The sequence below is a fragment of the Deltaproteobacteria bacterium genome (genome assembly GCA_016875225.1).
In the GTDB taxonomy this organism is placed as follows: domain Bacteria; phylum Myxococcota_A; class UBA9160; order SZUA-336; family SZUA-336; genus VGRW01.
In genome coordinates this window covers 1-13,393 of sequence record VGRW01000089.1, presented here as the reverse complement: position 1 = coordinate 13,393, position 13,393 = coordinate 1, and the positions used below count along the sequence as shown (strand labels likewise).

The window sequence follows — 13,393 nt, the reverse complement described above, 5'->3', positions numbered from 1 at the left end:
AAGGAATCCAGGAAGGCGAAGAATCGGACGTCCATCGGCTGCTACAGAAAAGAAGTTGCTTGATCCCGATCCCGGGCTGCGCCACCAGCGAAGAGCGCGGCGGTGCTCGCTTTTCCAGTCGGGCGTGCGGGCGGTGGCAATTGTTGTTTGCGGCGAGTGGCCGTATCGGGAACCGCGAGTGCATTCACGCAGCCGCCGGACTCCTCGGACATGAAATGCCCGTACAAGTCGACAAGCATCTTCGCGCCCGGCCAACCGCCCTGCGCCGGGATCCACTTGAGCAGCCTGCCGCGCGTCATGTGAATCGCCTCGAGACTCCCCGAGGCGCCGTCCCCTCGAGGATTGGAGCCTCCGGGAAGTCCGCCGCGATTCACCCAGGTCGGGGTCATAGCTGCTCGTCTGCGAACCGGAGCCAAAGGGCGATCAGGTTCTCGATGCGTGATTCCCGGAAATACCGATTCAGGCAGTCCAAGTACTCCTGACGAGGCGCGGCGTAGTGGATGGGGCGAAGGCCAGTGCGGACGAAGATCCAGTTCAAGAGAAGCCGACTGCACCTGCCGTTCCCGTCCTCGAACGGGTGGATGCGGATGACTTCTGCGTGTGCCCAGATCGCGATGCGGAAGGCGCTCTCTTCGTAGGTCGGATCTGTAGGGTTCGCGTCGAGCGATGCGAGGCTCACCCGCAGCTTCTCGAAGACCTCCTCCAGTTTCGCGACGACCTGGGAGCGATGCGCGGACTGGTTTGGGCCGAAGACCAGGTGCTCCTGGCCGAAGCCGCGCCGTCGACACTGGCCCGCGTGCGTACGGACTCCCGCAAAGAGCTCCCGGTGGAAGCCGAGCAGCAGTTCGGGATCCGCTCGACGGTCGTTCAGAGCACCGCGGTCGACCTTCTCCGCTATCCGATGGAGCTGGCGAGCGAGTCGCTCGTCCTCCTCCGGCGAATAGCGGCGAGTCGGATCTAGGTGGGTCCCGGGGCTCACGGCCCTTCGCGGGGGATCCAGCGGCGAGCGTCGACGCCCTCGATACGTTCGCTCGCGACTACGTCTCGCGCGATCATCTCCGCGCTGGGCTCGAACGCGTGCGAGCGGGAGAGACGATCCGTGCGCATCCGCTCGAAGATCTTGGCCCTGGCTTCGGCCGCGATCTCGAGCAGCTCGATCGGTCTGTGGAATCCGGCCTGGTCCAGCATCGCGAGGGCGTCGACGGGGTGCACCGCGAGCAGCTTCGCGACTTCCTCGACGCTGATGTGGCCCTTCTCGTAGGCGCTTCCCGCGATTCTGAGCTGCTCGACGCACCGCTCGTCGGTGCGAAAGAGCAACGCCTGCAAACCGTCGAACGCCACGCGTGCTCGATGTCCCCAATCTTGGCTCTCGAGGAGCGCGGCGGACTGTTCGATCTCGTCGATCGGGCAGGCATCGAGAACCGATCGAACCCGCCGTGTCAGGGTCGCGAGGGGAATCCAGCTCCTCTCCGACGACCCGGAGACGTCGATGTGCAGGTATTCCTTGGCATCGCTCATGATCGCTCGCAGCGAACGCCCGACGCGTGTTTCGATCGTGAGGACCAGATCCTCGTCCCGCTGCGAGTGAGGCCCAAGCGCTCCGCCGGGCTGCGAAGCCCCAAGCTCATGCGCCATGGAGCTGGCCAGCATGACCTCCAAGAACACCGCGGTTTCGCGAACGAGCCGCGCCTTCTCTTCGTTGGTGGCGCCGCCTGCCGCGGTTTGTCCTGCAGGTCGAAAGAAGCCCGCTCGCAGCGAGTCTTCGACCGCTAGGGTCGGGAACACGGGAGGGCCGATTCGTTCGGCTAGAACTGGCGGAGACATCGACTACTCCAGCAGGATCGAGCCTTCTCAGGCGGCCCGACTATATCGCGTATCGGCGCGCTGGGCGCGCCTCTTGCCGGCCGCGCAATATTCCTGTCCGCGGGAACTACGTCCCGCCGGCTCTGTGCCGTCACAACATGCGCAGAGCGAGTTTGCGGGGGGTGGAGGAATGGCGCCGGGGGGCACAGGCGGTGGGCTCGGCTCTCGCCGACTACTCGGTGCCGTCGGGCGCCGTTGGCTGACGCGGACAGCGCGTCGGCGTAGCCACCGGACTCCTCGGGCGTGAAATGCCTGAACCGTCCTTGGCTTTCCGCGGCCTCGGTCGCACGACGCGAGTGTCGCGAAGTCCACGTCTTCGGCGTTCCTCCACGAGCGCCCGTGGCAGATCGCTTCCGCCTCGAACGGCCCGATGATCGTCTCGGCCCGCTCGTCGTCGCAGCGCTCGCCGATGGCGCGGCAGTTGCGCGCGTCGGATTCCGGATCTCCGGTTCACGTTGGGGACGCGATCCTGTGTACCATGCGGCGATGAGCCGGGACGAGCTCCTGCGCATGGCCCGCCGCAACATCGCGCACGTGAAGGCGGACACGATCGATCAGACGCCCGACGTGCTGCGCGTGCCAGCTGCGAACTACACCGATCCGGCGCGCTTCGAGCTCGAGCGCGAGCGCGTCTGGAAGCGCACGCCGCTCGTGCTGGCGCTCTCCGCCGAGCTGCGCGAGCCGGGAGACTTCCGGGCGCTCGAGGTCGCCGGTGTGCCCGTGCTTCTGACCCGCGGCTCCGATGGCTCCGCACGCGCGTTCGTGAACAGCTGTGCGCACCGCGGCGCGCAGATCGCGGTCGAGCCGTCGGGCCGCGCGCGTCGCTTCGTCTGCCCGTACCACGCCTGGAGCTACGACGAGGACGGCGCGCTCGTCGGCGTTTACGCGCGCAAGGACTTCGGCGAGGTCGATCCCGCGTGCCACGGACTGGTGCGGCTGCCGGTCGCCGAGCGCGCGGGATTGATCTGGGCGGTGCTGCGGCCCGGCCCGCCGATCGACCTCGACGCTTTCCTGTGTGGCTACGACTCGGTGCTCGGGCAATTCGACTTCGCGAGCTGGCACCTGTTCGCGCGCCGAAGCGTCCCTGGACCGAACTGGAAGATCGCCTACGACGGCTACCTGGACTTCTACCACCTGCCCATCCTGCACAAGGCGACCTTCGGCACGGACCTGCCCAACCGTGCTCTCTACGACGCCTTCGGTCCGCACCAGCGGGTCAGCTTTCCGAACCCGAGACTGCTGCGCTTCGACGAGCGGCCCGAGGCGAACTGGGACACGCGCGAGCTGCTGGCCGGAGTGTGGACGATCTTCCCGCACGTCTCGATCGCGACCTTCGACGCCGGCACGCGCGCCGTGCTCGTCTCGCAGCTGTTCCCGGGCGCGAGCGTCGGCGAGTCGGTCACCGTGCAGTCGTACTTGTTGGCGAAGGAGCCCGACCCGAGCGAGCGCGAGGCGGCGGAGAAGATGTTCGAGCTGCTCGGCTACGTCGTGCGCGAGGAGGACTACGCGACCGGGCTGCGTCAACAGCGCGCGCTTCTGACCGGCGCGCGCAGCGAAGTTCTGTTCGGCCGCAACGAGGGCGGCGGCCAGCGCTTCCACCAACACCTGGACCGGCTGCTCGCCGGCCACGACGAAGGGGACTCCCATGGCTAGCTCACTGCGCTTCGCGGACATCGAGAAGGAATTCCTGGACCGGGTCGGCCGGATCGTCTGGTGCACGGTGTCGACGACGGACACCCAGGGCCGACCGTACTCGCGCATCCTGCATCCGGTCTGGGAGGGCTCGACGGGCTGGATCGCGACCGGCCGCCAGACCTTGAAGGCCAGGCACCTGGCAAAGAACCCGAATGTGGCGCTCGCCTATTGGGATCCGCAGCACGACACCGCCGTGGTTCAGGCGCGCGCCGAGTGGTGCGACGACCTGGCGACCCGGACGCGGATCTGGAGTCTCTTGAAGAACACTCCGCCGCCGGTCGGCTACGACCCGCAGCTCTTCTGGCGCGACGGCATGGACGACACGTTCGGCGTGCTGAAGCTCACGCCGTTCCAGATCCAGCTGCAGACCGCGGCCGAGATGATGCAGGGCAAGTCCGCGAGGATCTGCCGGCTCTGATCAAGGCTCGCGAGAGCTTGACTCGATTCCGCCGCCAGCCATAGCATCAGCGATGGATTTGGGACTCAAGGGCCGCCGTGCGGTCATCACGGGGGCGAGCCGGGGCATTGGCCGACACATCGCTGCGACGCTGGCCGCGGAGGGCGTCGATCTCGCCATCTGCGCGCGCGGCGAGCCGGGCGTCGACGCCGCGAAGAAGGAGCTCGAGCGCGCCGGCGTGAGAGTCTTCGCGAAGGCCGTCGACGTCGGCGACGGCGCGGCGCTGCGCGGCTTCATCGAGGAGTCGGCGCAGGCGCTCGGCGGGCTCGACATCCTGGTGAGCAACGTCTCGGCGAGCGCAGGTCAGGGCGAGGCGGCCTGGCGCGCGAACTTCGAGGTCGACCTGATGGGCACGGTGCGCGCGTGCGAAGCGGCGCTGCCGCATCTCGCGAAGTCGGACGCGGGCAGCATCGTGGTGATCGGCACCACGGCGGCGATCGAGACGTTCGGCGCGCCGGGCGGCTACGGCGCGCTCAAGGCCGCGCTCGTGAACTACGCGTCCGGTCTCGCGCATGCGGTCGCGAAACAGAACGTCCGGGTGAACGTGGTCTCGCCCGGGCCGGTGTACTTCGAGGGCGGCGCCTGGGCGATGATCCAGAAGGCGATGCCCGCCTTCTACGAAGCGACGCTCAAGGCCTGTCCGCAAGGCCGCATGGGTACACCGGAAGAGGTTGCACGCGCGGTCGCCTTCCTCGCCAGCCCCGCGGCGAGCCTCATCACCGGCGAGAACCTGGTCACCGACGGCGGCTTCACCAAGCGCGTCGCCTTCTGAGGGCCCCGTGAGCCGGCCGCTGCGCGCTGTGCTCGTCTGCGGCGGCCGCTTCCACGACTTCGACTACGCGCGGATCGAGCTGTTGAAGCACCTCGCGGAGGATGCGCGCGTGCGCACGCGGGTCCTCGACGACTGGGGCCGGACCGACGCGTGGAAGTCCTGCGACTTCCTGGTCAGCTACACCTGCGACCTGCGGCCCTCGGCCGAACAGGCGGAGGCGCTCGCGAGCTTCGTCGAGGACGGCGGGCGCTGGTTCGCGCTGCACGGCACGAACTCGATCCTCGAGTTCGACGGCGCGAAGGTGGAGTGCCCGCGACTCGCGCCGCGCTTCATGCAGACGCTCGGCTCGCAGTTCCTCGCGCACCCGCCGATCGCGCCGTATCGCGTCACCGTCTCCGATCCCGCGCACCCGCTGGTGAAGGGGATTTCGGACTTCGAGGCCACAGACGAGCTCTACCTGAGCGAGTTCCACGGGCCGGTGACGACGCTGCTCGAGACGCGCTTTCGCGGCAAGACGCCCGGCTTCGACCCGCCCGAGTGGAACGACGACGCCGCGCGTCCGGTCTTCTACCTGCACCCGGTGGGCCGGGGCGCGGTGCTCTACCTCACGCTCGGCCACTGCCGCGGACACTACGACATGCGGCCGCTCATGGACTTCTACCCGACGGTCGAACGCGGCTCGTGGGAGCTTCCCGTGTACCACGAGCTGCTCCGACGCGGCCTCGACTGGGCGAAGTCCCGCTCAGCCTGACCGAAGCTGCGCGCTGCCTCGAATTGCCGCGATTATCTACTGGGAGTAGTGTAATGGCGATCTCCAGGAGAGCCGCTCCGATGAGCTACGGGCCCAGACAGATCGAGGAGAAGTACCACAAGCTGCTCGCGGAGGACTCGCGGCCGGTTCCCGATTCGTACCGGCGCGACTCGCGCATGGAAGGCGTCACGATCGTGCCGGTCGCGCAGTTCACCACGCGCGCGTTTCACGATCTCGAGGTCGAGAAGGTCTGGAAGCGCGTCTGGCAGATGGCCTGCCACGAGGACGACATCCCCGAAGTCGGCGACTCGCTGCCCTACGACATCGCCGGGCTGTCCTTCCTCGTCGTCCGCACCGCCCCGGACGAGATCAAGGCGTACTACAACGCCTGCCTCCACCGCGGCCGCAAGCTGAAGGAAGCGCCCGGCAAGAAGGCCACCGAGCTGCGCTGCGCGTTCCACGGCTGGTGCTGGCACCTCGACGGGACGCTGAAGGAGATCCCCTGCGAGTGGGACTTCGCGTATCTCGACAAGACGAAGCAGAACCTCCCCGAGGCTCGCGTCGGACGCTGGGGCCGCTTCGTGTTCATCAATCCGGACCCGAGCGGACAGTCTCTCGAGGACTTCGTCGGCGACCTGTCGAGTCACTTCAGCGTCCTGCCGTACGAGAGGCGCTACAAGGAGGCGCACGTCGCCAAGATCGTGCGCGCGAACTGGAAGACGACGATGCAGGCCTTCATGGAGGCCTACCACGTCATCACGACGCACCCGCAGATCATCACCGGTCACACCCAGGACGGGAACACGAAGTACGACGTGTTCGGCAACTACTCCAGGGCGATCACGGTGGCGGGCATGGAGCAGTACGGCCTGCCCGACTGGGGACCTGCGCCTCCAGCGCCGAGCGCGCGCGACGCGCGCTCGGGCATCGTCTACACGCTTCGCAGCGACGGAAACCTGGACGCGGTCGCGCCCGACGGCCGGAGCGGCGTGTTCACGCCGAACGCCGACTGGGTGTCGGGCGAGCTCGGAGAGGTCAACCCGCACATGTGCGACCTGCTGGGCGGCCGGCAGCTTCCGTCGAGAGGCCTCGACCCGCGCGCCGCCGCCCGAGTCGCGACGGTGCCGCCGTTCGACCCGAACGACCTCGTCGCGCGACACCGAGCCCTGGCCGCGATGCAGCGCGAGAGCCTCCGTGGGGTGATCGGCGATCTCGCCGATCGGGCCGCGGACGTCGAATTCGCCAGCGTCTACTTCACGCTCTTCCCGAACTTCCACCCCTGGGGCTCGTTCAACCGGATCGTCTACCGCTTCCGACCGAACGGGAACGACCCGGACGAGAGCATCATGGAGTGCATGTTTCTCGCGCCGATACCGGCGGACGGGGTGTACCCGAAGCGGATCCCGATCCACTGGCTGGGGCCCGACGACGACTGGGTCGAGGCTCCCGAGCTCGGGATGCTCGCGAAGGTGTTCGATCAGGACTGGCGAAATCTGCCGTTCGTGCAGCAGGGGCTCCACGCGACGAAGATGGAGAAGCTGCAGCTCGCCTCGTACGGCGAGACCAAGCTGCGTCACTTCCACAAGTTGCTCGACGAGTGGATCCAGAAGCCGTAGCGGCCGCCGCCGCTCGATCGAAGGGAGAAGAGCATGGCGCGAGCCCACGACCACGAGATCGTGTCGATCTACCCGTTCACCGACGAGGAGGTCGATCAACTCGCGACCCACTCGCAGGAGTGCGTGCTGATGTGGTCGACCAGGGACGGCTGGCCCGTCGGCGTGACTCACGCGTTCGTCTGGCACGACGGGAAGATCTGGCTGACGTTCGCCGCGCACCGCCACCGCGCCGCGGCGATCCGGCGCGACGCTCGCGTGTCGGTCAACGTGAGCAGCGCCGGCTATCGCGCGGGCTCCCCGTCGGGCCTGCCGCAGGGCGCGATCACGTTCAAGGGACGCGCGGCGTTCTTCGAGGACGACGACACCAAGAAGTGGTTCTACTCCGCGCTCTCGCGCAAGCTCTTCCCCGCTAGTGACTCGGGCGAGAAGTTCTTCTACTCGCTGCTCGACTCGCCGCTGCGCACGATCCTGGCGATCACGCCCGAGAAGAAGATCATGTACAACAGCAGGACCGCGAACGCGCACCTGTTCGGGAAGATCGATGAGGAGGAGCTCGGCGCGCGGCTCGAGAGCGATGCCGAGCGGATGAACCGCGAGCGCAAGCGCAGGGGCCTGGCACCGCGCTGAGGCCGGCGGCGGCTTCAGCTCGCCCGCTTCGTGACGTCGAGTTCGAGACCGGCGAGGCCGCGCAAGATGAAGCTCGGCTCGTAGCCGAGCCGGTACCCGGCCGGAAGCGCGAACGACTCCAATCGCTTCGCGACCGCTTCGAAGAGCACGCGGAGCTCGAGACGCGCGAGCGGCGCTCCGATGCAGAAGTGCGCGCCGCGTCCGAACGCGAGGCTCTCTTTCAGATTCGGGCGCTCGGGATCGAAATCGTCCGGGTCGGGAAACACCACCTCGTCGCGGTTCGCGGAGCCGAACATCACCCAGACGATCGCGCCCTTCGGAATCGCCACGCCGTCCAGCTCCGTGTCCTGCTTCACGAAGCGGAACATGCCCTGGTTCGGCGACGAGAGGCGCAGCGCCTCTTCGACCACGAGCGGCGTCACGCCCGGATCGGCCTGCATGCGCGCGAACCAGTGCGGGTTCGCGAGCAGGAGCTTGAAGGTCTCGTTGATCACCTTCGTGGTCGTCTCGTTCCCTGCGACCATGAGCTGCTGGATGATCGAGATCAGCTCCGGCATGCCGAGGAGCCGCTCGACGCCGGTCTCGTCCTCGAACGGCGCCTTGCTGAGCGCCGAGAGGATGTCGTCGTTCGGCGCAGACCTGCGCGCCTCGAACTCCGACTGCCAGTACTTCTGCAGCTCGACCACGCTGCGCGCCGCCGCGATCCGCTCCGCGTCCGAGATCATCACTCCGAGCCCCGCCACCGAGGCGTCGGACCAGCGCTTCACGTGCTGGAGGACCTCCGGCTTCATGCACAAGAAGTGGCCGATCACGCGGATCGGGAGCGGGATCGCGAGCGTGGCCATCACGTCCACGCGGCCACGCTCTGGCCACGACTCGAGGATCTCGTCGGTGAGCTCGCGGATCACCGGCTCGAGCGCGAGGATGCGGCGCGTCGAGAGCGCCTTGCCGACCGTCTTGCGGTAGCGCGTCTGCAGCGGCGGATCCTCGGTCAGCATCGTCGAGGCTAGCGGGACGCCCTCCTCCATGATCGCCTCGATGCGCCGGCTCGCCTCGCTCGACCCGGGCGTCGGCAGGCTCGCGACGCGCGACGAGTACACGGCCGTGTCGGCCAGAACTCTCGACACGAGACCGTGTCGCGAGACGAACACGATCCCGGTGCCCGGGTGCCGCCAGACCGGCGCGTGCTCGCGCAGCGCCGCGTACCACGGGAACGGGTCCTGCTGCATCTCGGGGTCGAACGGGTCGTAGCGCTGGTAATCCACGCCTTCGTTCATCCGCGTCACCCCCGTCCCCTGGCTACCCGAGCGGCGCGACGCCGCTCCACAACAGCTCGGTGAGCTGCCTGGCGAGCGAGTCCGCGTCGAGAGCCCGCGGCCTCTCGGCAACCCACCACGATCCGACCATGTACATCATGCCGATGATCGCGAACGACCACGACGCGGCGACGGCGCCGCTCTGACCTGCGCGCGTGCGCGCGAGGCGGATGTCGTCCTCGAGCGGGGCCGCCGCGCGGCGCGCGAACTCGAGCGCGGTGTCGCCGCCGCCGGCACCGTTCACGAACGCGTACAGGTGTCGGTGCTCGGCGATCGTCTCGAGCTGCGCGGCGATCACGCGCTGCAGCGCCGGGCGCCCTTCCCGCCCGCGCGCCTGCGCCGCGCGCACCGCTGCCTCGAGCCGCCCGAGCAATCGCTCCGAGAGCGCCCGCACGAGCTCGCGCCGGTCGCCCACGTGCGAGAACAGCACCGGCTTCGAAACCCCCGCGCGATCCGCGATCCGATCCAGCGATACCGTCGGGCCGTGGCGGCGAATCGCGCGCTCGGCGGCATCGAGCAGCTGCTCCCGGCTCGCGAGCGGCGGGCGCCCGCGCCGCCGCGCCGTCGTGATCGCGCGCTTCGGCATTTGACTGCATTGTCTACTCGTAGTAGATAAATTGTCAATCCACAGCGTGTGCCACACGGATGCCACGAAGGCTCGATTCCGGATCGACGGAGGCTCCCATGCCCAGGCCCTTCCGCTTCGCCGTGCAATCGTTCAGCGCGGCTTCCGGCAAGGAGTGGCGCGAGCGCGCGAGACGCGCCGAGGCGCTCGGCTACTCGGCGCTGCACCTCGCCGACCACGTCCTCGGCCCCGGTCCGGCGATCGCGAAGAGCAACCACCCGGTTCAGGAACTCGCGGCGGTCCCCGCAATGATGGCCGCGGCGGACGCGACGACGACGCTCAAGGTCGGGTGTCGCGTGTTCTGCGTCGACTACCAGCATCCGGCCGTGCTCGCGAAGCAGGCGGCCACGATCGATCTGCTCTCCGACGGGCGCCTCGAGCTCGGGCTCGGCGCCGGATGGCTCGCCGCCGAGTACGAGGCGCTCGGCATCTCGCTCGATCCGCCGGCCAAGCGCATCGCGCGGCTGGCGGAGACGATCGCCGCGTTCCGCGCGCTGTTCTCGGGCGACGAGGTCGCGATCGGCGGAGAGAACATCCGACTCGCCGGCTTCGCCGGGGCGCCGAGGCGACTGTTCCCCCCGCTCATGGTCGGCGGCGGCGGGCGGCGCGTGCTCTCGCTCGCCGCACGCGAGGCCGACATCGTGAGCCTGAACTTCAACAACCGCTCCGGAGTGATCGGGCCCGACGGCGTCCGCTCGAGCACCGCCGAAGCCACGGCCGAGAAGATCGGCTGGGTGAAGGCAGCGGCCGGCCCGCGCTACGAGAGCCTCGAGCTCGAAATCGGCGCCTACTTCACGTTCGTGCAGCCCGGCGCGGAGAAGATCGCGGCAGGGCTGGGTCAGGCGATGGGGCTCAGCCAGGACGAGATGTTGCGCCACCCGCACGGTCTGTTCGGCAGCGTCGATGCGATCTGCGAGGAGCTGGAACGCAGGCGCGCCGAGTATGGCATCAGCTACGTGACGGTCGGCGACGGTGCACTCGAGCCGTTCGCCCCGGTCGTCGCGCGGCTCGCAGGGAGGTAGGTCCATGACGTCCAAGCTGATCATCATCGCCGGAACCATCGACTTCGCGAACGAGGGCAAACGAGCCGAGGCCATCGAGGCCGCACGCGAGCTGCAGAAGAAGACGCGCGACGAGGAGCCCGGCTGCCTCGCCTACGTCTTCTCGCCCGACCCGTGCGTTCCCAACCGCGTCTGCGTGTACGAGCTGTGGCGGGACGAGGCGAGCCTGGCGGCGCACTTCAAGCACGCGAACTACCTGAACATGCGCCGCCTGCTGGGTCGGATCGGTCTCGCGGGCGCAGACACCAGCAAGTTTCGCGTCGACGCAAAGGAGCCCGTGTACGACGCGACGTTCACTCCGCGCGCGGACTTCTTCACGGAGTAAGCTCAAGCCATGCAAGACGACGATCGAGCCATCCGAAATCTGGTCGCGAGCTATTGCCACGCCATCGCCGAGAAGGACGACAAGGCCTGGGCCGACACCTGGGCCGAGGACGCCGAGTGGGTGCTGCTCGGGCAGACCGTGCGCGGGCGCGAGGCGATCTTCGCGCACTACAAGCGGCTGGTCTCGGGCGTGCGCTGGGTGGTGCAGCAGGCGAGCGACGGGATCATCGAGCTCCAGGGCGAGCGCGCGAGCGGGCGCTGGCAGGTGCTCGAGTTCCTGCAGGGCGCGGGCGGCGCGGGCGGGCAGAACATCGCGCGCTACCGCGACGCCTACGTGCGTTGCTCGGATGGCCGCTGGCGCTTCGAGCGGCGGGAGCTCTTCGTCACGTTCTTCGGCCCCGCGGACCTGAACGATCCCAAGCGAGGCTGAGTCCATGGCGATCACCGGAATGGTGCACTTCAACGTCAACTGCAGCGACTACGAGCGCTCGCGCGCGTTCTACCGCGTGCTCGGCTTCGAGGAGATGTGGCGCGTGCCGGAGACGAATACGCCCGAGGTCGCCGCGGCGGTCGGCATGCCTCCGTATCGCGTGAAGGGCGGTCTGCTCGCGCTCGCGGGCGCGACTTCGCCGGTCGTGATCGACCTCTTGCAGTGGCTCGAGCCGCACGACGCCGGGCCGCCGTACCCGCATCTCTACCACTACGGCATCGCGCGCGTCGCGCTCGCGACCTCGGACCTCGACGGCGACATCGCGAAGCTCGCGGCCGCCGGTGCCGTGTTCCTGTCGAAGCCCGCGCAGATGCCCGAGGGCTCGGGCTCGCGCGCGCGCTTCGTGTGCTTCAAGGACCCCGACGGGACCGTGCTGGAGCTGGTGGAGCTGTGAGCAGAGTCGCAGGCAAGGTCGCGCTCGTCACCGGCGCGGCGTCGGACCCGGGGCTCGGGCGCGCGATCGCGATGACGCTCGCTCGCGAGGGCGCGCGCGTGGTCGCGACCGACATCGACGAAGCGGGCGTGCGCCAGTGCGCGGACGCCATCCGCAAGGACGGCGGCGAGGCGCTCGCGCTGCACCAGGACGTGACCAGCGAGCCCGGTTGGGAAGCGGTCGTCGCGCGCACGCTCGAAGCGTACGGCCGGCTCGACGTGCTCGTGAACAACGCGGGCATCGCGGTGCTGAAGCCCCTCGAGGCGATGACGCTCGCGGAGTGGAACCGCCAGATCGACGTGAACCTGACCAGCGTGTTCCTCGGCTGCCGCGCCGTGATCGCCGCGATGCGCCGCTCGGGCGGCGGCTCGATCGTGAACCTGTCGTCGGTCGCCGGTCTGATCGGCCTGCGCACCGCGGTGGCTTACGGCGCGGCGAAGGGGGGCGTGCGCATCGCCACGAAGTCGGTCGCGCTCGAGCTCGCGCACGACGGCATCCGCTGCAACTCCGTCCACCCGGGCTTCATCTGGACGAACATGCAGGCCCAGGCCATGCGCACGAGCGACCCGTCGCAGGTGCAGCTCGGCCCGCTCGTGCCGCTCGGCCGGCTGGGCCAGCCGCAGGACATCGCCGATTGCGTGCTCTACCTCGCGTCGGACGAGTCGAAGTACGTGACCGGCGCCGAGTTCACCGTCGACGGCGGGATGACCGCGCAGTAGCTCCCAAGCATCTCGCCTGCGAAGTCGACTCAAACCTCCCGGCAGAACCGCGCGATGCTCGCGGCCGTCTCGCGGCTCACGTCGGGGCAGGCGATCGCGAAGATCTCCGTGCCGTGGACGGTGCCCATCACCTGGCGGCACTGCGCGGGGACTCCGGCGCGGAGCAGCGTGCGGTAGAACTCGATGCCCTCGTCGCGCAGGGGGTCGCACTCGTTCACGCTGATGAGGGTCGGCGGCAGGCCCTTCACGTCCTGCTCGGAAGCGAAGCCGGGCCAGGCGAGCGGGTTCTTGCGCTCGAGCTCGGCGATGCCGTAGGCCATCGCGCCGCGGTTGTTGTGCAGGTCGAGCAGGATGCCGTTGTTCTCGATCGACGACGGCAGGCGCTCCTGCGGCCATTGGCCGGCGATGTACGGGCAGAGCGCGTACAGGCCGCGCACGCGCGCGAGCTCGCCGTCCTGCTTGAGCTTGAGCCCCGTGGCCAGGGTCAGGTTCCCGCCGCCGCTCTCGCCCGCGACGATGATGCGCGCGGGGTCGACACCGAGGCGGGCCGCGTTCTCGTGCAGCCACTTCACGCCCGACACGCAGTCGTGCAGGCCCGCCGGGAACGGCGCGACCTCGGGCGCCGACGACGGAGTCAGCGCCCC

Annotated in this window: 16 protein-coding genes; 11 read left to right on the top strand and 5 right to left on the bottom strand. The window is 68.8% G+C overall.

Going from position 1 to position 13,393, the window contains the following annotated elements:
* Positions 1–41 precede the first annotated feature (41 nt).
* Positions 42–299, bottom strand: a complete 258-nt coding sequence (locus FJ108_15865) for a hypothetical protein (GenBank protein MBM4337361.1) — start codon at positions 297–299, stop codon at positions 42–44.
* Positions 300–385: 86 nt separating this feature from the next.
* Entirely contained in the window at positions 386–1,501 is a 1,116-nt protein-coding gene (locus FJ108_15860; GenBank protein ID MBM4337360.1) for a Fic family protein, read from the bottom strand.
* Positions 1,502–2,349: 848 nt separating this feature from the next.
* Here FJ108_15860 and FJ108_15855 point away from each other — a divergent pair.
* Genes FJ108_15855 through FJ108_15830 form a run of 6 tightly spaced genes read left to right on the top strand, consistent with a single transcriptional unit; the run spans position 2,350 to position 7,781 of the window.
* Complete coding sequence (locus FJ108_15855; GenBank protein MBM4337359.1) at positions 2,350–3,516, top strand: aromatic ring-hydroxylating dioxygenase subunit alpha; 1,167 nt, start codon at positions 2,350–2,352, stop codon at positions 3,514–3,516.
* Entirely contained in the window at positions 3,509–3,976 is a 468-nt protein-coding gene (locus FJ108_15850; GenBank protein MBM4337358.1) for a pyridoxamine 5'-phosphate oxidase family protein, read from the top strand. Before FJ108_15855 ends, FJ108_15850 begins: the two co-directional genes overlap by 8 nt.
* A 52-nt stretch (positions 3,977–4,028) precedes the next feature.
* Positions 4,029–4,787 carry an SDR family oxidoreductase gene (locus FJ108_15845; GenBank protein ID MBM4337357.1) on the top strand — a complete coding sequence of 253 codons (759 nt, stop codon included), beginning with the start codon at positions 4,029–4,031 and terminating at the stop codon, positions 4,785–4,787.
* A 7-nt stretch (positions 4,788–4,794) separates the two neighbouring features.
* Entirely contained in the window at positions 4,795–5,538 is a 744-nt protein-coding gene (locus tag FJ108_15840) for a ThuA domain-containing protein (GenBank protein MBM4337356.1), read from the top strand.
* Between the two features lie 53 nt (positions 5,539–5,591).
* Positions 5,592–7,154 carry an aromatic ring-hydroxylating dioxygenase subunit alpha gene (locus tag FJ108_15835; protein ID MBM4337355.1) on the top strand — a complete coding sequence of 521 codons (1,563 nt, stop codon included), beginning with the start codon at positions 5,592–5,594 and terminating at the stop codon, positions 7,152–7,154.
* A gap of 33 nt (positions 7,155–7,187) precedes the next feature.
* Complete coding sequence (locus tag FJ108_15830; protein ID MBM4337354.1) at positions 7,188–7,781, top strand: hypothetical protein; 594 nt, start codon at positions 7,188–7,190, stop codon at positions 7,779–7,781.
* Between the two features lie 14 nt (positions 7,782–7,795).
* On the opposite strand, the gene FJ108_15825 is transcribed toward FJ108_15830, so the two are convergent.
* Together FJ108_15825 and FJ108_15820 are read right to left on the bottom strand one after the other, a co-directional pair.
* On the bottom strand, positions 7,796–9,067 hold the full coding sequence (locus FJ108_15825; GenBank protein MBM4337353.1) for a cytochrome P450: 1,272 nt from the start codon (positions 9,065–9,067) through the stop codon (positions 7,796–7,798).
* 13 nt (positions 9,068–9,080) lie between these two features.
* A complete protein-coding gene (locus FJ108_15820) occupies positions 9,081–9,683 on the bottom strand; it encodes a TetR/AcrR family transcriptional regulator (GenBank protein MBM4337352.1) in 603 nt (200 codons plus the stop codon).
* 98 nt (positions 9,684–9,781) lie between these two features.
* Between FJ108_15820 and FJ108_15815 the strand changes: the two genes are divergently transcribed.
* Genes FJ108_15815 through FJ108_15795 form a run of 5 tightly spaced genes read left to right on the top strand, consistent with a single transcriptional unit; the run spans position 9,782 to position 12,749 of the window.
* Positions 9,782–10,744 (top strand): TIGR03621 family F420-dependent LLM class oxidoreductase, encoded by a 963-nt coding sequence (locus FJ108_15815; protein MBM4337351.1) that lies wholly within the window; start codon positions 9,782–9,784, stop codon positions 10,742–10,744.
* A gap of 4 nt (positions 10,745–10,748) precedes the next feature.
* Positions 10,749–11,108 carry an antibiotic biosynthesis monooxygenase gene (locus FJ108_15810; GenBank protein MBM4337350.1) on the top strand — a complete coding sequence of 120 codons (360 nt, stop codon included), beginning with the start codon at positions 10,749–10,751 and terminating at the stop codon, positions 11,106–11,108.
* A 9-nt stretch (positions 11,109–11,117) separates the two neighbouring features.
* Positions 11,118–11,537 carry a nuclear transport factor 2 family protein gene (locus tag FJ108_15805; GenBank protein MBM4337349.1) on the top strand — a complete coding sequence of 140 codons (420 nt, stop codon included), beginning with the start codon at positions 11,118–11,120 and terminating at the stop codon, positions 11,535–11,537.
* Between the two features lie 4 nt (positions 11,538–11,541).
* Positions 11,542–11,991 (top strand): VOC family protein, encoded by a 450-nt coding sequence (locus tag FJ108_15800; GenBank protein ID MBM4337348.1) that lies wholly within the window; start codon positions 11,542–11,544, stop codon positions 11,989–11,991.
* Positions 11,988–12,749, top strand: coding sequence for a glucose 1-dehydrogenase (locus FJ108_15795; GenBank protein MBM4337347.1), 762 nt, complete (start codon positions 11,988–11,990; stop codon positions 12,747–12,749). Before FJ108_15800 ends, FJ108_15795 begins: the two co-directional genes overlap by 4 nt.
* 29 nt (positions 12,750–12,778) lie before the next feature.
* On the opposite strand, the gene FJ108_15790 is transcribed toward FJ108_15795, so the two are convergent.
* Positions 12,779–13,393 (bottom strand): alpha/beta hydrolase (locus FJ108_15790; GenBank protein ID MBM4337346.1); only part of this gene is annotated, 615 nt, incomplete at its 5' end.

Coding starts and splice junctions, on each gene's coding strand:
- FJ108_15805 (MBM4337349.1), top strand. CDS start 11,118: ATGCAAGACGACGATCGAGCCATCCGAAATCTGGTCGCGAGCTATTGC.
- FJ108_15845 (MBM4337357.1), top strand. CDS start 4,029: ATGGATTTGGGACTCAAGGGCCGCCGTGCGGTCATCACGGGGGCGAGC.
- FJ108_15830 (MBM4337354.1), top strand. CDS start 7,188: ATGGCGCGAGCCCACGACCACGAGATCGTGTCGATCTACCCGTTCACC.
- FJ108_15835 (MBM4337355.1), top strand. CDS start 5,592: ATGGCGATCTCCAGGAGAGCCGCTCCGATGAGCTACGGGCCCAGACAG.
- FJ108_15820 (MBM4337352.1), bottom strand. CDS start 9,683: ATGCCGAAGCGCGCGATCACGACGGCGCGGCGGCGCGGGCGCCCGCCG.
- FJ108_15815 (MBM4337351.1), top strand. CDS start 9,782: ATGCCCAGGCCCTTCCGCTTCGCCGTGCAATCGTTCAGCGCGGCTTCC.
- FJ108_15850 (MBM4337358.1), top strand. CDS start 3,509: ATGGCTAGCTCACTGCGCTTCGCGGACATCGAGAAGGAATTCCTGGAC.
- FJ108_15800 (MBM4337348.1), top strand. CDS start 11,542: ATGGCGATCACCGGAATGGTGCACTTCAACGTCAACTGCAGCGACTAC.
- FJ108_15810 (MBM4337350.1), top strand. CDS start 10,749: ATGACGTCCAAGCTGATCATCATCGCCGGAACCATCGACTTCGCGAAC.
- FJ108_15855 (MBM4337359.1), top strand. CDS start 2,350: ATGAGCCGGGACGAGCTCCTGCGCATGGCCCGCCGCAACATCGCGCAC.
- FJ108_15865 (MBM4337361.1), bottom strand. CDS start 299: ATGACGCGCGGCAGGCTGCTCAAGTGGATCCCGGCGCAGGGCGGTTGG.